At 57.8% G+C, this 18,592-nt stretch carries 16 protein-coding genes; 11 read left to right on the forward strand and 5 right to left on the reverse strand.

All coding sequences use genetic code 11. The annotated features are described in order from the left end of the window. Positions 1-60: 60 nt before the first annotated feature. Positions 61-1,386 carry a Na+/H+ antiporter NhaA gene (gene nhaA / locus OQ460_RS06755; protein ID WP_410021078.1) on the forward strand — a complete coding sequence of 442 codons (1,326 nt, stop codon included), beginning with the start codon at positions 61-63 and terminating at the stop codon, positions 1,384-1,386. A gap of 480 nt (positions 1,387-1,866) precedes the next feature. Continuing rightward, a complete protein-coding gene (locus OQ460_RS06760; RefSeq protein WP_410021079.1) occupies positions 1,867-3,255 on the forward strand; it encodes an MFS transporter in 1,389 nt (462 codons plus the stop codon). Positions 3,256-3,312: 57 nt separating this feature from the next. Here OQ460_RS06760 and OQ460_RS06765 read toward each other — a convergent pair whose 3' ends face one another. The 4 genes from OQ460_RS06765 to flgA form a co-directional block, all read right to left on the reverse strand. Continuing rightward, a complete protein-coding gene (locus OQ460_RS06765) occupies positions 3,313-4,062 on the reverse strand; it encodes a flagellar brake protein (RefSeq protein WP_410021080.1) in 750 nt (249 codons plus the stop codon). Positions 4,063-4,156: 94 nt separating this feature from the next. Beyond that, a complete protein-coding gene (gene flgN, locus OQ460_RS06770) occupies positions 4,157-4,630 on the reverse strand; it encodes a flagellar export chaperone FlgN (RefSeq protein ID WP_410021081.1) in 474 nt (157 codons plus the stop codon). A 48-nt stretch (positions 4,631-4,678) separates the two neighbouring features. After that, on the reverse strand, positions 4,679-5,002 hold the full coding sequence (gene flgM, locus OQ460_RS06775) for a flagellar biosynthesis anti-sigma factor FlgM (protein ID WP_410021082.1): 324 nt from the start codon (positions 5,000-5,002) through the stop codon (positions 4,679-4,681). A 143-nt stretch (positions 5,003-5,145) separates the two neighbouring features. Beyond that, entirely contained in the window at positions 5,146-5,910 is a 765-nt protein-coding gene (gene flgA, locus OQ460_RS06780) for a flagellar basal body P-ring formation chaperone FlgA (RefSeq protein WP_410021083.1), read from the reverse strand. Positions 5,911-5,992: 82 nt separating this feature from the next. Between flgA and OQ460_RS06785 the strand changes: the two genes are divergently transcribed. From OQ460_RS06785 to OQ460_RS06815, 7 genes are all read left to right on the forward strand, one after another. Then, on the forward strand, positions 5,993-6,925 hold the full coding sequence (locus tag OQ460_RS06785) for a chemotaxis protein CheV (RefSeq protein WP_410021084.1): 933 nt from the start codon (positions 5,993-5,995) through the stop codon (positions 6,923-6,925). Positions 6,926-6,968: 43 nt separating this feature from the next. Next, positions 6,969-7,796 carry a protein-glutamate O-methyltransferase CheR gene (gene cheR / locus OQ460_RS06790; RefSeq protein ID WP_410021085.1) on the forward strand — a complete coding sequence of 276 codons (828 nt, stop codon included), beginning with the start codon at positions 6,969-6,971 and terminating at the stop codon, positions 7,794-7,796. Between the two features lie 250 nt (positions 7,797-8,046). Continuing rightward, positions 8,047-8,454, forward strand: a complete 408-nt coding sequence (gene flgB / locus OQ460_RS06795; RefSeq protein WP_410021086.1) for a flagellar basal body rod protein FlgB — start codon at positions 8,047-8,049, stop codon at positions 8,452-8,454. A 3-nt stretch (positions 8,455-8,457) separates the two neighbouring features. After that, positions 8,458-8,901, forward strand: a complete 444-nt coding sequence (gene flgC, locus OQ460_RS06800) for a flagellar basal body rod protein FlgC (protein WP_410021087.1) — start codon at positions 8,458-8,460, stop codon at positions 8,899-8,901. Between the two features lie 16 nt (positions 8,902-8,917). Next, positions 8,918-9,649, forward strand: a complete 732-nt coding sequence (gene flgD / locus OQ460_RS06805) for a flagellar hook assembly protein FlgD (RefSeq protein WP_410021088.1) — start codon at positions 8,918-8,920, stop codon at positions 9,647-9,649. Positions 9,650-9,680: 31 nt separating this feature from the next. Further along, positions 9,681-10,997: a flagellar hook protein FlgE gene (gene flgE, locus OQ460_RS06810; protein ID WP_410021089.1), complete on the forward strand. Its 1,317-nt coding sequence runs from the start codon at positions 9,681-9,683 to the stop codon at positions 10,995-10,997. A 237-nt stretch (positions 10,998-11,234) separates the two neighbouring features. Then, positions 11,235-12,383, forward strand: a complete 1,149-nt coding sequence (locus OQ460_RS06815) for a hypothetical protein (protein WP_410021090.1) — start codon at positions 11,235-11,237, stop codon at positions 12,381-12,383. Between the two features lie 111 nt (positions 12,384-12,494). Here OQ460_RS06815 and OQ460_RS06820 read toward each other — a convergent pair whose 3' ends face one another. Further along, positions 12,495-15,386: a ribonucleoside-diphosphate reductase subunit alpha gene (locus tag OQ460_RS06820; protein WP_410021091.1), complete on the reverse strand. Its 2,892-nt coding sequence runs from the start codon at positions 15,384-15,386 to the stop codon at positions 12,495-12,497. Positions 15,387-16,233: 847 nt separating this feature from the next. On the opposite strand from OQ460_RS06820, the gene OQ460_RS06825 reads away from it, so the two are divergent. Together OQ460_RS06825 and OQ460_RS06830 are read left to right on the forward strand one after the other, a co-directional pair. Further along, positions 16,234-16,959: a response regulator gene (locus tag OQ460_RS06825; RefSeq protein WP_410021092.1), complete on the forward strand. Its 726-nt coding sequence runs from the start codon at positions 16,234-16,236 to the stop codon at positions 16,957-16,959. Next, on the forward strand, positions 16,956-18,566 hold the full coding sequence (locus tag OQ460_RS06830) for an ATP-binding protein (RefSeq protein WP_410021093.1): 1,611 nt from the start codon (positions 16,956-16,958) through the stop codon (positions 18,564-18,566). Before OQ460_RS06825 ends, OQ460_RS06830 begins: the two co-directional genes overlap by 4 nt. The last annotated feature ends 26 nt before the right edge of the window (positions 18,567-18,592 follow it).

Genomic DNA, 18,592 nt, shown 5'->3' on the forward strand with positions numbered 1-18,592 from the left:
AACCGGAGAGTTTTAGTGCCTGGAAATAAGCCATCTCCAACGTCCATTCCACGGCCCCAAGTGCTCACTGAAAAGGCGCTTTCCGCCCTTGAGCGTTTTTCGCATATTGAAGCGCTCAGCGGTATTGCGCTGCTGATAGCGGCGATTATTGCCTTGGTTTGGGCAAATAGTGATTATGCCGAGAGCTACGTACACCTTTGGCACACCCAGGTCACCCTTGGTTTTGGCGATGCCAGCGCATCACGCTCCCTTCATTTCCTGGTGAATGACGGGCTCATGACGATCTTCTTTCTGGTTGTCGGTGCTGAGATACGTCAGGAAATCCACGCCGGGGCGCTGGCAAGCGTCAAGATGGCATTGCTACCCATGGGGGCCGCATTGGGCGGGGTGCTGGTCCCGGCCCTGATATACCTCGCCATCAACCACGGCACTGAGGCAAGCAGCGGCTGGGCTGTCCCGACTGCAACAGATATTGCATTCGCTGTCGGTGTACTCGCGCTGCTCGGCAAGTCGATACCTGCTGGTGTGAGGGTGTTATTGCTGGCACTGGCGATCATCGATGACATCGTGGCTATCCTGATTATCGCTGTGTTCTACACCTCAAACCTTGATTACACGGGGATCGCAGTCGTAATAGCCGGCATGCTGCTTATTCTTATGCTTCAGCGGATGGGCATAGGCAATATGGCCCTCTATATAGTGCCTGGGGCGATCATTTGGTATGGACTACTCAAAACAGGTGTGCATCCCACATTGGCCGGAGTAATCCTCGGACTTATGAGCCCGGTGCGCTCGATGCCTATGCGGGAGCAACCGCTGGAAACCATTCAAAAAAACTTTCATGAGTTGGTAGACCGACTCTCTTCAAATGATAACGAGGCACAGTCCATCTCCAAGCCTCTGAAGCAGATACGCCAGGCTCAACGTGAGGTGCTTTCCCCGGTTCAGCGCATTCAAGCGGCGCTGCATCCCTGGGTCGCGTTCGGGATCATGCCGCTCTTCGCACTTGCCAATGCCGGCGTGAGCTTTTCCGGCGCGAACCTGGAGAATGCGCTTTCCCAGCATGTATTCATCGCGGTGATCCTGGCGTTGGTAGTAGGCAAGCCAGTGGGCGTAATACTGGCCTCGGGTTTGTTGGTAAAGTCGAAACTGTGCGAACTGCCTGATGACGTAACCTGGTCTGGTGTAGTCCTTGTCGGGTTGCTTGCGGGTATTGGCTTTACCATGTCGATTTTTATTGCCGCGCTGGCGTTTGACGACGCCAGTTTGCTATCTGCCGCAAAGTTGAGCGTCCTTTGTGCTTCGGTTGCTGCGGCAGCGTTGGGTCTGGGGTGGGGCTGGATACGGCGATCATCCGGGCAAAAGCAGGCAGGAAAAAATCTTTAGTGGTGGTCTGGCGAAGGCAGTCGGCGGGGAGGGTTGCCGGGGCGAACAGAATGAAGCGATCCCCTGATCGGACTGAATCTGGAAATAAGGTCGTTTTGCATGTTTTTGGTGTGAGCGTTCAAGCGTCGGTGAAACGCTTACCCAAGCCCTTTCAGAGCCTGTGGCGGTTTTTTGTCGATGCAGATGCTGCCTGCACCTTTAAGTCAGTGCCGCAGGCCTGATTGGCGGGATATATTGTCAATGGCCTGTACCTTGTCTCCTGCTTGTGAGCGTCTGATAAAGCTGATTGGCAAGGGAACTGTTGCGCACTGTGTTCATCGAAGGCTGCAAGCTTCGAAGATCCCGGAGTTGAGCTACTTGTCGGATTAAACATGCCCAGGTATCGATGTGCTCTGATGCCTGGGTTTAATGACGCTTTTCGTAATCAGGCTATCGTGTAGATAGCCTGACACCCACCGCAAGGAGCCGCTCGGAACGCCGATGCGCAAAATCTGGAAATCTTTTCGGGCCCTTTATTTTGCCTCCTTGATGATGCTGATTGGCTCTGGCCTCCTCAGCACTTACCTGGCCTTGCGCCTGGCGGCTGATAATGTCGACAGTTTGTGGGTCGGTGCATTAATGGCGGCCAACTATTTTGGCCTGGTGCTGGGTGGCAAGATCGGGCATCGGCTGATTGCCCGGGTTGGTCATATCCGTGCCTATGCCACCTGTGCCGGGATTGTCGGCGCGGCTGTACTGGGACATGGGCTGGTGGACTGGCTGCCGGCCTGGATTGTGCTGCGGATCGTTGTCGGTCTGGGCATGATGTGTCAGTACATGGTGATCGAAAGCTGGCTCAATGAGCAGGCAGACGCCAACCAGCGCGGTCTGGTATTCAGCGGTTATATGATCGCGTCCTACCTGGGCCTGGTATTGGGTCAGTTGATCCTGGTCATGCACCCTCAACTGGGGCTTGAGCTGCTGATGCTGGTCGCGTTGTGTTTTGCCCTGTGCCTGGTGCCGGTGGCCATGACTCGGCGCATTCACCCGGCGCCCCTGCACCCTGCGCCGATGGAGCCGCGCTTTTTTATCAAGCGGGTGCCGCAGTCTCTCAGTACAGTGCTGGGTGCCGGTCTGATCGTCGGTTCGTTCTACGGCCTGGCGCCGCTGTATGCGTCACAGCAGGGGCTGAGTACCGAACAGGTCGGTCTGTTCATGGGTAGCTGCATTTTCGCCGGATTGGTGGTGCAGTGGCCATTGGGTTGGCTTTCGGATCGATATGACCGTGCGCTTCTGATTCGCTGCTTCGCCTTGGGGTTGGCGATAGCGGCGTTACCGTTGGCACTCATGGCCAAGGTGCCTCTGGAAGTACTGTTTGTTGTCGGCTTTTTGTGCTCGCTGGTGCAGTTCTGCCTGTATCCGCTGGCGGTTGCGTTTTCCAACGACCACGTCGAGAGTGATCGCCGTGTGTCACTGACGGCCATGTTGCTGGTGACTTACGGTGTCGGCGCGAGTGTCGGGCCGCTGTTGGCGGGTGTGGTCATGAAGCTGTTTGGCAGCCAGATGCTCTATGCCTTCTTCAGCTTGTGCGGGTTGATACTGGTCTGGCGCATCCGGCCCAAGGCTGTCACCAACCTGCATCAAGTGGACGACGCTCCGCTGCATCACGTGGCAATGCCCGACAGTATGTCCAGTTCGCCGCTGGTGGCCGCTCTTGATCCACGGGTGGACGAGCAGGTGGTGCAGGATCAGATGCAAACCACTGCGACGGAGTCTGATTCCGAAGTCGACCCCGAGGACAGAGTGGAACAACCGCCCACCCAGGAGGAGCCCTCCGAGCCCCTGGACCCGGACGAGCACCCGCATGATTTGAGCAGGGCACGTCCCTGAAACCAAAAACGGGCGGTTCCTGAAGGAACCGCCCGTTTTTTTTGCTGCCACCCAGCGTTAAAAATCGTCGTCCTTATCGAACCGACGCGCTTCGCGTTGCAGTTGATAGACGAAACGTTCTACCTGGCGCTGCACCAGCCCGCTCATATTGTGAAAACGTACCCCGGCAAAGGTGGTATCAATGTTTTCTTCGAAGTGTAGGTGGCGCAGCTCCACCGACGTGCTCATGCTGCCGAAGGGTAGGGCGGCGCTGAAGCGATCATAGACCTGACCCAGTTGCAGGCGCGGGGAGATGTCGCCCGCAAAGCGTAACTTGCAGCCGGTAGCGGAAATATCCAGCAATTTACCGTGGATGGGCGCCTTGAGTTTCTCTCCGCCCAGCTCGACATCGACCAGTTGCGACAGCTTCAACGCTGCGCGAAAAGCGTTGCGCCGCTGATGGTAGAGCACCTCGTCGGGCAGGTTGCCCTGGTAAGTACGGTGTTCGCCTGTCTCACTGATGGTCAGGTTGCCGCTGCTTTCCCAGGCTACCCGCACACCTTCATGAAAGCCCTCGATGCGAAACGCCTCGCCATTTTCCAGATAGCGTTCACCGTCTCGCGGGATCATTTCGTCCAGGCTCAGTATTTTGCGGTCGCGGTCGATGTCCACCAGATAACTCTGGAACCGCTGATTGCGTTCATGGAAGGTAATGATCAGCGGGTCGTGGCTCTCCTGTAGCAGCCGCAGGATGCCAGCAATTTCCAGAGGTGTGGTAAGGACCTTGGGCGACTGCGGAACATCTTCCGCGTTAAGAGTGTTGAACACGGCTGTTCCATCTCCAGGCAAATACGACTACAGGCAAGAATTGGCATTTTGCCAGTATGTTGCGCGCCTAGATAGGGCGCGCGGTAAACCGACGTCAGGCTTGGCTGAGAGTGCTGGGCTTGACCAGTCGCGAGGTGGAGCCCTGGGCGTTATACAGTGCCGCGGGCTCGCCGCCGTGGAGGATGCGCAACTGGTTGGCAGTGGTGGCTTGTTGAACCTGGATCGACTGCCCGTTCAGCGCGTTGGCTTCCTGACAGCTGAGCAACAGCTGATTGAGTGCTTCGCTTTGGGCGCGCAACTGGCCGCCGACTGACGAATGGCCCGCCAGTTGTACCAGACCGCTGTGATCGGCGGTAAGTCCAAGGTCGAGAAGAATCTGGCTGCGTTTCTTGCCGTGCTGTTCAAGCAGGACGATCAGCGATTGCTTGCGTGCCAGGATGTCTTCCAGCCGCCGCATATCCCGGCCATGCAAGGCCAGGGATTCTTCTTGAAGCAGCTCGAGCAAGTGTTGTGCGGGAGCGATGTCTTCAATGATCAGTTGCAGTAAATGTTCGTCGTGGTCGTGCATGGCTGGCCTTGGGTTTTAAGCGTCCAAAAGCCTGGCGCAGGCCTTTGCCTAGCGCTCGGCTTCGAAGTTAAGCAGTTTGCTGGCTACGCGGTTGCTGTCGACTTTATAGCTGCCATCGGCAATCGCCTGCTTCAACTCGGCCACGCGGGCTTGATTGACCACGGGCTGATCGCGCAGCGAGTCAGTGACCTTCTGAAGTTGTTGAGCCTCATTGCTCAGGTGGACCGATTCCCCGCTTTGGCTGGCGACGGTTTTTTCGGCCGGGGCAGGCGAAGGTTGGGACTTGGCTTCAACGTTGTCCTTGGCACCGCTGGTACGCGTATTGCCGGGCAACGCCGGGGCGTTATTCAAACGACTGAAATCAATGACCATGTTGAAAAAAACCTCTGGGTATTTGGACGCTTGCCATGTTTTCGGCCATACCCGGGCAAACTTTAGGCTTGATTGACAATAAACCTATGCGCAATGAACGCGTGGGCACAGTGTAGGAAAAGCCGGCGTCCTGCGCCAGTGATCTATAGCGCAACCTCTACTTGCCCGGGTGCCGTTACCCTGGCCTTGATCACGCGCTTGGAGTTGAGATTTTTGACCCGGATCTGCTCGCTGATCCCGCCGTTAGCCAGTGCTTCGCCCGGCATCTTGACGCTCAGGCCGCCGCTGTTGGCGGAAATCACCACTTGATCGCCCTTGCGGATAACTTGCGCCTGTTCCAGGTGGATCAGGGTGACAACCTGGTCGGTGACCACTGGTCGGGTCAGTTTTTGCCCGACGGCCTGATCCAGGGACGTCAGATAGCCCTGGCTGATCTGGCTGATATCTCGTTCGCGCAGGGCAACGTCGTCAAAACCGATGATTGCCGTACGTTTAAGCGGGCGAGCGACGGTGACCACCTCACGAAACAGTCGGACCTGGGCGGGTACAAACACAGTCCAGGGCGAGGCCCCGTCACAGCGCACGCGCACGGTCACACGACCGACCGGCTGGGCGGGGCTTTCCAGGGTGGCAGTCAACTCCTGGTCACACATCGGCATGCGCAGGCGAGGGTCCAATTGATTGACCTGGATCTCGTAACGCCCCGGCGTCTGCGTGGTAGCGAGATAATCTTCTACCGTGAACTCAAGAAAGCCCTGGGTGACGCCGATAAGCAGATCAGGCAGGGTGACGTTGTCAGCACGAGCCTGTTGGCCCGCGCACATGACGAACAACGCCGTCCAGGTGCAGAGCAATCTGCGATAGCGTGGCGAGCGAAGGCGTCGGGAAACTGTCGTTTTGATGTCCATGGCCAATAAAAAGCAAAGCTCGTGCCGTTTAGTGTTGGGTACACGTCGTACCCGTAAGTTTTTGTAGCGTAGGAGTCTGGGCATGGCGGGTGTAATGGATTCAGTGAACCAGCGCACACAGCTGGTGGGGCAGAATCGCCTGGAGTTGTTGCTGTTTCGACTCGATGGCAAGCAGCTTTATGGCATCAATGTGTTCAAGGTGCGGGAGGTGCTCCAGTGCCCCAAGCTCACCCTGTTGCCCAAGTCCAGCCCTGTAGTGTGTGGCGTGGCCAATATCCGTGGCTCGACGATTCCGATTCTTGACCTGGCCATGGCAACAGGCTCGGCGGGCTTGCAGGATCGCCAAAACCCGTTCGTGATCATTACCGAATACAACACCAAGACCCAGGGCTTCCTGGTGCGCTCGGTGGAACGCATCGTCAATATGAATTGGGAAGAGATCCATCCACCGCCCAAGGGCACGGGACGCGATCACTACCTGACGGCGGTGACACGGGTGGATAACCAACTGGTGGAAATCATCGACGTGGAGAAAATCCTCGCCGAAGTTGCACCGACCTCGGAAGCCATTTCGGTCGGTGTGGTGGATGCAGAGACGGCGCACAAAGCCATCTCGCTGCGTGTACTGACGGTCGATGACTCCTCGGTGGCGCGTAAGCAGGTGTCCCGGTGTCTGCAGACGGTTGGCGTCGAAGTGGTGGCACTGAATGACGGTCGCCAGGCCTTGGATTACTTGCGCAAGCTGGTGGATGAAGGCAAGAAGCCGGAAGAAGAATTCTTGATGATGATTTCCGACATTGAGATGCCGGAAATGGACGGTTACACCCTCACGGCCGAGATACGCAACGATCCACGTATGCAAAAATTGCATATCATCCTGCATACTTCATTGTCCGGTGTATTCAATCAGGCGATGGTCAAGAAGGTCGGTGCCGATGACTTTTTGGCCAAGTTTCGTCCCGATGACCTGGCATCCCGGGTGGTTGACCGGATCAAGGCAGCAGATCACGGCTAAGGGCTTTTCCCCTGGCGGTCACACGATTTAAGAGGCGGTATCATTGTCTACGGGTAATTTGGATTTCGAACAGTTCCGGGTCTTCCTGGAAAAAGCCTGTGGCATATTGCTCGGTGAAAACAAGCAGTACCTGGTATCCAGCCGCCTCAACAAGCTGATGGAGCAGCAGGGGATCAAGTCCCTGGGCGAGTTGGTCCAGCGGATCCAGGGACAGCCGCGCAGCGGGCTCAAGGAAATGGTGGTCGATGCCATGACCACCAATGAAACCCTGTGGTTTCGCGACACATATCCCTTTGAAGTGCTCAAGAACAAGGTACTGCCCGAGGCGATCAAGGCGAGTCCGGGCCAACGTCTGCGAATCTGGTCGGCGGCGTGTTCTTCGGGGCAAGAACCCTATTCGCTGTCAATGGCCATCGATGAGTTCGAGCGGACCAATCTGGGGCAGTTGAAGGCTGGCGTGCAGATTGTGGCGACTGACTTGTCCGGCACCATGCTCACCAACTGCAAGACCGGCGAGTACGACAGCCTGGCCCTGGGACGTGGTTTGTCCCCTGAGCGCCTGCAGCGTTACTTCGACCCCAAGGGTGCCGGGCGATGGGCGATCAAGGCACCGATCAAGAGTCGGGTGGAGTTTCGTTCGTTCAACCTGCTGGACAGTTACGCCAGCCTGGGCAAATTCGATATCGTGTTCTGCCGCAACGTGTTGATCTACTTCTCGGCTGAAGTGAAGAAAGACATCCTGTTGCGCATCCACAGCACCCTCAAGCGTGGGGGCTATCTGTTCCTGGGGGCGTCCGAGGCGTTGAATGGATTGCCCGACCATTACCAGATGGTGCAGTGCAGCCCGGGGATCATCTACCAGGCCAAGTAACAAGATAAAACAGATCAAAATGTGGGAGCGAGCAAGCCCGCTCCCACACAAGCCCGCACATTTGTTTCGGCGGCAAATACCTCACCCACATTGCCGCTTTACTGACACTTCGCGGAAACCGCTTGCCGCTTTTCCGGCAGGACGGCCGGCAACCTGTTCGTAACCCCTTGATTTATTGGGCTTGGTAAAGCTGGCATGGTGCTTGCTAAAACCTCGTTACGAACAGCAGGTCAGCCTAAAGGTTTCCGCCATGAGCATCAGCTTCGATAAAGCGCTCGGTATCCACGAACAAGCCTTGGGCTTTCGCGCTCAACGTGCCGAAGTCCTGGCCAATAACATCGCCAACGCCGACACCCCGAACTATAAGGCGCGGGATCTGGACTTCGCTGCCGTGCTCGCAGCACAGAGTGACAAGACCAGCAATGGCACCTTTGCCTTGAATATGACCAACAACCGTCATATCGAAGCCCTGGGCATGGGCAACGGTGATGAGTCGCTGATGTATCGCACGCCGATGCAGCCATCGATCGACCAGAACACCGTCGATGCCCAGTTGGAGCAATCGAACTACGCCGAGAACTCGGTGAGCTTCCAGGCCAGCTTCACCCTGCTTAACAGCAAATTCAAAGGGCTGATGTCGGCCCTGCGCGGAGAGTAAGTCATGTCGCTATCCAGTGTTTTCAATATTGCCGGTAGTGGCATGAGCGCCCAGACCACACGCCTGAACACCGTTGCCAGCAACATCGCCAACGCAGAGACGGTGTCCTCGAGCATTGACCAGACCTACCGTGCTCGTCATCCGGTGTTTGCCACCATGTTCCAGGGTGGCCAGAGCGGTGGCAGCGACTCGCTGTTCCAGAGCCAGGATGCAGCGGGCCAGGGTGTCCAGGTATTGGGGGTGGTTGAAGACCAGAGCAACCTTGAGGCGCGTTACGAACCCAATCATCCAGCGGCCAACGAAAAGGGCTATGTGTATTACCCCAACGTCAATGTGGTCGAGGAAATGGCTGACATGATTTCCGCCAGTCGTTCGTTCCAGACCAACGCGGAAATGATGAACACCGCCAAAGCCATGATGCAGAAGGTCCTGACCCTGGGTCAGTGATAAGGGGCGCCAAAGAATGTCCGTTACTAACGATGTGTCGAATAACTCGACGATCCAGGACCTGTTCAACTCCAAGGTCAAGGATGCCGCAGCCAACCAGGACAGCCTGGCGGGTGCCACCAAAGAGGCATCCGGCGACCAGTCCCTGGGCAAGGATGCGTTCCTGCAACTGCTGGTTACCCAACTGAAGAACCAGAACCCGCTGTCGCCGCAAGACAACGGCGCGTTCGTTGCGCAGCTGGCGCAGTTCAGCAGCCTGGAAGGCATCAACACCTTGAACGATTCGGTGAATGCGATCTCCAGCAACTACAAGTCCTCACAAGCACTGCAAGCCTCGTCGCTGGTGGGCCGCTCAGTGATCATAGGCACTGACAAGGCACTGGTTGATACCAGCAAGAGCTTCACCGGTTCGGTGGATGTCACATCATCGGTGGGAAACGTCACGATCAAGGTCACCGACAAGGACGGCAAGTTGGTCAAGACCATCGAACTGGGCGCCCAGGGCGCTGGCAAGTCGGACTTTATCTGGGACGGCAAGAATGAGGCTGGCGAGAAAGTCGACTCCGGCAACTACACGTTTGCGGCCTCCACCAAAAACGATGCCGGTGACGCCCTAGCCTTGAAAACCTCGCTGCCGGCCACCGTCACCAGCGTGACCCTGAGCCAGACCGGCGGCGAAATGCTGCTCAACCTGTCTGGCGGCCTGGGCAGCATCAAGCTGTCGCAAATTCAGACTATCGGCACATAGAGCCGGCTAACTACGGCAATAGGAGAGAAACATGTCTTTTAACATCGGCCTTAGCGGCCTCTATGCGGCCAACAAACAACTGGACGTGACTGGCAACAACATCGCCAACGTTGCGACCACTGGTTTCAAGTCATCCCGTGCGGAGTTCGCCGACGTCTATGCTGCTTCCAAACTGGGCAGTGGTCATAACGCTATCGGCAGCGGCGTGAGCCTGGCCGCCGTTTCCCAGCAGTTCAACCAAGGTGAAATCACCGGTACCGGCGGCCTGCTGGACATGGCGATCAAGGGCGGCGGTTTCTTCGTGCAAAAGGGCAGCGACGGTTCTCTGGAGTACACCCGCTCCGGTACGTTCAGGCCGGACAAGGATGGCTACGTCACCAACTCCACTGGCACCTCGCGCCTGCAAGGTTATGCCACGGATGAAAACGGCAAAGTGATCAAGGGCAATCTGGTCGACCTGCGGATCGATCAGTCGAACCTGCCACCCAAGGCATCCACCAAGGTTGACTCCAGCAGCAACCTGAAGTCCTCGGAGCCGGTGATCGACCAGGCTCTCAAGCCGTTCGATCCGATGGAGGAATCGACGTTCACCACCCAATATTCCACGATGTTGTACGACACTCAGGGCAATTCGCACCCGATGGTGCAGTACATGGTCAAGACGGGCGCCAATGAATGGAAGTCCTACACCTTGATCGACGGCCGCAACCCTGACGGTACACCTGTCAGCGGTGCCGGTGCCGTGGCGCCTGTACCTTCGACCCTGACTTTCGACACGGCGGGCGCCCTGAAAGGTATCGTCACGCCTCCGAGCACGGTGTCCAACACCACGTTGACCATCGCGAACTGGAAGCCGGGTGTGCTGGACAAAGGCGTGTGGGTAGAGAACGGAGCGGCGGCCAACCCGACCGGCATTGCCATTAACATGGCCAACATCACCCAGCACAACTCGGCCAGCTACCGTAACCCGCCGATTACCGACGGCTATGCCACGGGTGAAATCACGGGCCTGAAAATCGACGGCAGTGGCGTTCTGTTCGCCACCTTCAGTAACGAGCAGAGCAAGGCGATCGGCCAGATCTCCCTGGCCAGCTTCAACAACGAACAGGGTCTGCAGCCAAACGGCGGTACTACCTGGAAAGAAACCTTTTCCTCCGGCCAGCCAGGCTACGACACGCCTCAGTCCGGCACCTTGGGTACGATCGTTGCCAACTCCCTGGAAAACTCAAACGTTAACCTGACCAGCGAGCTGGTGGAGCTGATCAAGGCCCAGAGCAACTTCCAGGCAAACTCAAAGACTATTTCCACTGAAAGCACGCTGATGCAGACCATCATTCAAATGACCTGATGTTGCGGGCCTGACGCTTCACCCAAAAGCCCCTCGATCGAGGGGCTTTTTTTCGCGCGCTATTTGATCGGCGCACAACTTCCTGAGGCGGGCCGGCAACGATCTGACATTGGTTTGTTGGAACGGATTACGGCTGTTTGCCACCGAGCGAAGGCTAATGCCGCCTCGCTCGACAAGAGAGCAGTCGCTTTTCGGAGTGGGTGGCGAACCCGTCCGGTGATCAGGGAGTGAATAAAAATGATGATTTCTTCGTATCCGGGCAGTGGACCCGCATGGGGAGGTGCGGCTTGGCCTGGGTTGGCGATGCCTCAGGCTTTTGGTCTGTCGCAGGGCAGTGATCGCAAAGATGACAAGCCTCAGCCGCCGACCCCGACCCAGACAGTCAAGAAACTGTTGAGCGACCTCCAGGAAGCCGAGAAAACCTCCAAGACCCAAACCGCCCAGGACTTGCGTGACAAGCTGAATGCTGAGCGCGAAAAAATGGGGGATGAAGAATTCAAAAAAATCCTCAAGGAGTTGCTTGGGGACGATCAAGCCTCTGAAAGCTGGCGCGAATTTCTCAGGGCACTGATGAAACTGTGGTTCCCGGATGCGGAGAATGTACCGCCAACACCTTCGCCATCACCGCCGGATGGAGGTGGAGGTGGAGGTGGAGGTGGGGGCGGTGGTGGCGGTGGCGGTGGTGGTGGTGGTATGACCACGCCCACTAACGTCGAGAGCATGAGCAACAAGCCGTTTACGTCGGGCGCCATGCACCACAACTACACGCCTGATAAAAGCAATCCTGGAGAAAAGCCCGGTATGGGCAGGGAAAACGGCAATATCTGGAGCGGATTCAAGCAGGGCCCTGATGGGAATTGCGTCACTGTTTCCGCAATCAAGGCGGCAATGATGCAGTTCGGCAAGAAGCCCACCGACGTCTTCAAAGATGTAAAAGAGTCGGGTGATGGCTACGACGTGCAGATGCGTGACGGATTCCAGCTACATTTGTCCAGAAGCGAATTGAAGCAGGCGGCAGAGCAGGCCCGGTTCCAGGGTGATGATCCAAAGATGATGACCAATGCCAACTTTATGTATGCGGCGAGTGCTAAACGCGCGCAGATGGAGGGTAATCCTGGTAACGGGAACGAGAATGACAAAAATGCCAAGAGAAGTTACTTGGATGCGTTAGTAAGCCTGAACGACGGCGAATGGGCTCATGAAGGGCTGGATCGCCTGGGTTTGAAAGGTCTGTACACGCAAACCTCAAGCCAGGAGCTGGCCAGCGGCAGGCTGGGTGTCGTGGCCGATAATAAACACTCAATGGCGGTAATCGGCGGCCGGATAGAGTGGTATGGAAATCGGGCCAACGCGCCTTCGGGTGGGATCGCTTACGCGTTCAAATAGCTTGTCGGACAGTGCACCGGCTAGCTGCTCATAAAAAAGCCGACAAACTGGATTTCTCCAGATTTGTCGGCTTTATTTATCTCGGGTTATTAACCCCGTGACCTATTCAGCTTATTGGCAAGCTTCGCAGTCCGGCTCGTCAATTGCGCAGGCTTTTGGCACTGGCGCCGGGCCAGCTGGAGCAGCGAGTACCGAATCATCACCATGGTTGCCGCTGGACACAGCGTTCAGCTTACCGGTGCTGATGGTCGATTTCTCGGTGCTGGTCGCGGCCAGGGCACGGAGGTAGTAAGTGGTTTTCAGGCCACGGTACCAAGCCATGCGGTAGGTCACGTCCAGCTTCTTGCCCGAAGCGCCGGCGATGTACAGGTTCAGCGACTGCGCCTGGTCGATCCACTTCTGGCGACGGCTGGCGGCGTCCACGATCCACTTGGTGTCCACTTCGAAGGCAGTTGCGTAGAGCTCCTTGAGCTCTTGCGGGATGCGTTCGATCTGCTGCACGGAACCGTCGTAGTACTTCAGGTCGTTGATCATCACCGAGTCCCACAGGCCGCGGGCTTTAAGGTCGCGGACCAGGTACGGGTTGATCACGGTGAATTCGCCCGACAGGTTCGATTTCACATACAGGTTCTGGTAGGTCGGTTCGATCGACTGCGACACGCCAGTGATGTTGGCGATGGTGGCGGTCGGTGCGATGGCCATGATATTGGAGTTACGAATGCCTTTCTGCACACGGGCACGTACCGGCGCCCAGTCCAGGGATTCGTTGAGGTCAACGTCGATGTACTTCTGGCCACGTTGCTCGATCAGGATCTGTTGCGAATCCAGCGGCAGGATGCCCTTGGACCACAGCGAACCCTGGAACGTCTCGTAGGCGCCGCGCTCGTCGGCCAGGTCGCAGGAAGCCTGGATCGCGTAGTAGCTCACCGCTTCCATGGACTTGTCGGCGAACTCGACCGCAGCATCCGAACCGTAAGGAATGTGCTGCAGGTACAACGCATCCTGGAAGCCCATGATGCCCAGGCCAACCGGGCGGTGCTTGAAGTTGGAGTTCTGCGCCTGTGGCACCGAGTAGTAGTTGATGTCGATCACGTTATCGAGCATGCGGACTGCAGTGTTGACAGTGCGTTCCAGCTTGGCGGTGTCCAGCTTGCCGTTGACGATGTGGTTCGGCAAGTTGATCGAGCCCAGGTTGCAAACGGCGATCTCGTCCTTGTTGGTGTTCAAGGTGATCTCGGTGCACAGGTTCGAGCTGTGGACCACGCCCACGTGCTGCTGTGGGCTGCGCAGGTTGCATGGGTCCTTGAAAGTCAGCCATGGGTGGCCGGTTTCGAACAGCATGGACAGCATCTTGCGCCACAAGTCTTTGGCCTGGATGGTCTTGAACAGTTTGATCTTGCCAGGGTACTGGGACAGGGCTTCGTAGTACTCGTAGCGCTCTTCGAAGGCTTTACCGGTCAGATCGTGCAGGTCCGGGACTTCGGATGGCGAGAACAGGGTCCACTGGCCGTCATCGAAGACGCGCTTCATGAACAGGTCCGGGATCCAGTTGGCAGTGTTCATGTCGTGGGTACGACGACGGTCATCACCGGTGTTCTTGCGCAGCTCGATGAACTCTTCGATGTCCATGTGCCAGGTTTCCAGATAGGCACACACAGCGCCTTTGCGCTTGCCACCCTGGTTCACGGCAACGGCGGTGTCGTTCACCACTTTCAGGAACGGTACAACGCCTTGGGACTTGCCGTTGGTGCCCTTGATGTACGAACCCAGGGCACGCACCGGGGTCCAGTCGTTGCCCAGGCCGCCGGCGAATTTGGACAACATGGCGTTGTCGTGGATCGCGTGGTAGATGCCCGACAGGTCATCCGGCACGGTGGTCAGGTAGCAGCTCGACAGCTGTGGACGCAGGGTGCCGGCGTTGAACAGGGTCGGGGTCGACGACATGTAGTCGAAGGACGACAACAGGTTGTAGAACTCGATCGCACGGTCTTCTTTGTTCTTCTCTTCGATCGCCAGGCCCATGGCCACGCGCATGAAGAACACTTGCGGCAGTTCGAAGCGGATACCGTCCTTGTGGATGAAGTAACGGTCGTACAGGGTTTGCAGGCCCAGGTAGGTGAACTGCTGGTCACGCTCGTGATTGATCGCCTTGCCGAGTTTTTCCAGGTCGAAAGTGGCCAGGATCGGGTTCAGCAATTCGAATTCGATACCCTTGGCGATGTAGGCAGGCAGGGCCTTGGCGTACAGGTCGGCCATTTCGTGGTGGGTAGCGCTTTCGGCAACTTTCAGGAAGCCCAGGCCTTCGGCACGCAGGGTATCCATCAGCAGGCGGGCGGTGACGAACGAATAGTTCGGCTCACGCTCGACCAGGGTGCGGGCGGTCATCACCAGGGCAGTGTTGACGTCGGTCAGGGCCACGCCGTCGTACAGGTTCTTCAGGGTTTCGCGCTGGATCAGGTCGCCGTCGACCTCTTCCAGGCCTTCGCAGGCTTCGGTGATGATGGTGTTCAGGCGGCCCAGGTCCAGCGGTGCAAAGGTGCCGTCCGCCAGGGTAATGCGGATCGACGGGTGAGCCTGCACGGTTTCTTCGGACGGCGTACGAACAGCACGTTCCTTGGCGCGCGAGTCACGGTAGATCACGTAGTCGCGGGCAACTTTCTGCTCGCCGGCACGCATCAGGGCCAGTTCGACCTGGTCCTGGATTTCTTCGATGTGGATGGTGCCACCCGATGGCATGCGACGCTTGAAGGTTGCGGTGACTTGTTCGGTCAGGCGGGCAACGGTGTCGTGGATGCGCGACGAGGCGGCAGCGGTGCCGCCTTCAACTGCAAGAAACGCTTTGGTGATGGCGACGGTGATCTTGTCATCGGTGTAAGGAACGACAGTGCCGTTACGCTTGATCACACGCAATTGGCCGGGCGCAGTGGCAGATAGATCCATATTCGAATCAGCGGCCTGCGGCACGGAGCCTTGCGGGTTCTCGCGAGTTGTGTCGGTTTGCATGGGGGGTTGTCTCCACATTCTGTATTTATTTGGGCACCATCACGGTGCCCACCGTTCCGTCCTGAAGCACTTACAACAGGCCTTGGCCTGGCATAACAACTTCGGGACAGGAGGAAGGGAGCTGTTCGCGCCGCTTCCATGCCGAAGTCTGCGGTTCCAAGCCTTGGGCTCTTTACCGTATTCCTGATGGGGTGACACCGTTTGCACTGCAACACCCGTACCGTTTTCTCGCTCGTGGGCTGGAAAACAGCTGCCATCCGCGCGTGCGGCTTGGTCTACTGAAAAAGGCTTTAGTTCAACCAAACAGGTGCAAGAAAGGGCTTGAGTTTCTTGTCTGATCTGTGTTTGGTGTTTTTGCTGAAAACCCTACATGTAGGGTTTTTTTAGCGCTGGGCTACAAGATAATGCGTTTTGGGGGCCTTAACAAGGCGCTACCTGTGGATAACGTTGTGGGTAAAATGTGTATGAAAGGTGGAACGCCCGTGTAGGCCGCAGTACTGCTGGATTGCACCGTTTGTCACCGAATATTCCAAGGCGAAACACCCGGTTGGATTTTTGCGGGCGCGAACCCTATCACAAAAAAACGCGATCACCGAATGCAATTCCCGGCTTGTGTTCAAGGGTTGGGCCATGGCTACAATCGACCTGCTATTGATCAGTGTTATGCCTTGGTTACATTACAAATACAGTGCGGCTGGCGAAGATCAAAATGTGGGAGCGGGCTTGCTCGCGATGGCGACGAGCCAGGCCAATAGGCGCCAACTGACCGGCGCTTTCGCGAGCAAGCCCGCTCCCACATTTGAGCTGCGCTGTCCTGAAAAATCTCTTATAAGAATGAGGATCACCCGTGGAGCAAGAAGCCTGGCGGGTATTAATAGTCGAGGATGACCAGCGTCTGGCTGAGCTGACCCGCGACTATCTGGAAAGCAACGGCCTGCGGGTCGCGGTGGAGGGCGATGGCGCCCTTGCCGCGGCACGGATCATCGCCGAGCAGCCGGACCTGGTGATTCTCGACTTGATGCTGCCGGGCGAAGACGGCCTGAGCATCTGTCGCAAGGTGCGCGAGCGCTACGACGGGGTGATCCTGATGTTGACGGCCCGTACCGATGACATGGACCAGGTGCTGGGCCTGGACATGGGCGCCGACGACTACGTGTGCAAGCCGGTGCGCCCACGCCTGTTGCTGGCGCGGATCCAGGCGTTGCTGCGTCGTAGCGACAGCACGGAGCCGGTAGCGCCGCAACAGCCGAGGCGCCTGCAGTTCGGTCCGCTGGTGGTGGATAACGCCCTGCGCGAAGCCTGGTTGCATGATGACGGCATTGAGCTGACCAGCGCCGAGTTCGATCTGTTGTGGTTGTTGGTGGCCAATGCCGGGCGCATTCTGTCCCGGGAAGAAATTTTCACCGCCTTGCGCGGCATCGGCTACGACGGCCAGGACCGTTCCATCGACGTGCGCATTTCGCGGATTCGCCCGAAAATCGGTGACGATCCGATCCACCCGCGGTTGATCAAGACCATCCGCAGCAAAGGTTATCTGTTCGTCCCTGAAGCTGCCGCAGACATGCCCTCGTGAATTCCATCTTTCTGCGCATCTACGGCGGTATGTGCGCGGCGCTGATCCTGGTGGCTCTGCTGGGGGTGCTGGCCTTGCACCTGCTCAATGAAATGCGCAGCGGCCAGTACCGAGAGCGCCTGGCCCATGGCACCTTCGCCCTGATGGGCGACAACCTGCAACCGATGAGTGCCATCGAGCGCCAGCGCGCCCTGGCGGTATGGGAGCGTTTGCTGGGGATTCCCCTGAGCCTGCAAACGGTGGCTGACGCTCGTCTGGACCTGAGCCAGCGCAATCGTCTGCAACGTGGTCAGGTACTGGTTGAGCAGACCGGACCTCATGCGGCTAAAGTCCTGCGCCTGGTCAGCGAAAAAGAGCAACTATTGCTCACCGGGGAGGTGCAGCAGATCAGCGAGCAATTGGCCCGGGCAACTATTTACCTGCTCGCTGATGAACTGGTGCGCTTCCCCCAAGCCGAACAGCCGCAACGCCTGGCTGACCTGAAAGAGGCCAAGGGGTTTGGTTTCGAGATGCATTTGGTCACCCTGGACCAGGCGGATATGGATGATGACCAGCGGCGCCGCGTGGCCGAGGGCGATACCGTCATGGCGCTGGGCAAGGGCGGTGATTCGATCCGGGTGTTCGCGGGCATGGTCGGCACGCCCTGGGTTCTGGAGATCGGTCCGCTATACCAGATGAACCCTTACCCGGTGCAATGGTTGGTGCTGATTGCCTTGATTGGCCTGACCCTGATTGGCTTGATCGTCTATTTTCTGGTGCGCCAGTTGGAGCGGCGCCTGCAAGGGCTCGAAGCCGCCGCCACACGTATTGCCAAAGGCAACCTGGAGGTCCGGGTGCCGGCACGGGGGGCCGACTCGGTAGGGCGATTGGCCGCCGCGTTCAATGGCATGGCCGAGCACTTGCAACGATTGTTGGCCATCCAGCGTGAACTGGTGCGGGCGGTGTCCCACGAGTTGCGTACGCCAGTGGCGCGCTTGCGCTTTGGCCTCGAAATGATTGGTGATGCGGCGACCCCCGAGGCCCGGCGCAAATATATGGAGGGCATGGACAGCGATATCCAGGACCTGGATGGCCTGGTGGACGAAATGCTGACGTATGCGCGCCTGGAGCAGGGGGCGCCGGCCCTGAGTTTTCAGCGGGTCGACCTCAGTGCTTTGCTGGATCAAGTCATTGCTGAGCTGGCGCCGTTGCGTCCTGCAATCAATGTGGAGCGGGGGGGTTGTCTGTCATCGGCGCATTTGGACGGCGCGTGGGTCGAGGCCGAGCCGCGCTATTTGCACCGGGCCCTGCAAAACCTGGTGAGCAACGCGATGCGCCATGCCCAGTCCCAGGTGTTGATCAGCTATCAGGTAGGGCAGGTACGTTGCCGCATCGATGTCGAAGACGATGGGCCGGGCGTGCCGGAGAGCGCCTGGGAACGGATTTTCACCCCATTCCTGCGCCTGGACGACAGCCGCACCCGCGCCTCTGGTGGTCACGGCCTGGGGTTGTCGATTGTGCGGCGGATCATCTATTGGCACGGCGGGCGGGCATTGATCAACAAGAGCAACAACCTGGGAGGCGCCTGTTTCAGCTTGAGCTGGCCGCGGTATCAGGAAAAAAGCTGATAACGTCCGGGGGGCAATGGGAAGGA

Source organism: Pseudomonas imrae (assembly GCF_046352735.2).
Lineage (GTDB): Bacteria > Pseudomonadota > Gammaproteobacteria > Pseudomonadales > Pseudomonadaceae > Aquipseudomonas > Aquipseudomonas imrae.

Excerpts from the sequence above, each read along its gene's own strand:
- OQ460_RS06820 (WP_410021091.1), bottom strand. The coding sequence starts at position 15,386 with ATGCAAACCGACACAACTCGCGAGAACCCGCAAGGCTCCGTGCCGCAG.
- flgA (WP_410021083.1), bottom strand. The coding sequence starts at position 5,910 with ATGGACATCAAAACGACAGTTTCCCGACGCCTTCGCTCGCCACGCTAT.
- flgM (WP_410021082.1), bottom strand. The coding sequence starts at position 5,002 with ATGGTCATTGATTTCAGTCGTTTGAATAACGCCCCGGCGTTGCCCGGC.
- flgD (WP_410021088.1), top strand. The coding sequence starts at position 8,918 with ATGTCCGTTACTAACGATGTGTCGAATAACTCGACGATCCAGGACCTG.
- flgN (WP_410021081.1), bottom strand. The coding sequence starts at position 4,630 with ATGCACGACCACGACGAACATTTACTGCAACTGATCATTGAAGACATC.
- OQ460_RS06785 (WP_410021084.1), top strand. The coding sequence starts at position 5,993 with ATGGCGGGTGTAATGGATTCAGTGAACCAGCGCACACAGCTGGTGGGG.
- flgB (WP_410021086.1), top strand. The coding sequence starts at position 8,047 with ATGAGCATCAGCTTCGATAAAGCGCTCGGTATCCACGAACAAGCCTTG.
- OQ460_RS06760 (WP_410021079.1), top strand. The coding sequence starts at position 1,867 with ATGCGCAAAATCTGGAAATCTTTTCGGGCCCTTTATTTTGCCTCCTTG.
- flgC (WP_410021087.1), top strand. The coding sequence starts at position 8,458 with ATGTCGCTATCCAGTGTTTTCAATATTGCCGGTAGTGGCATGAGCGCC.
- OQ460_RS06815 (WP_410021090.1), top strand. The coding sequence starts at position 11,235 with ATGATGATTTCTTCGTATCCGGGCAGTGGACCCGCATGGGGAGGTGCG.
- flgE (WP_410021089.1), top strand. The coding sequence starts at position 9,681 with ATGTCTTTTAACATCGGCCTTAGCGGCCTCTATGCGGCCAACAAACAA.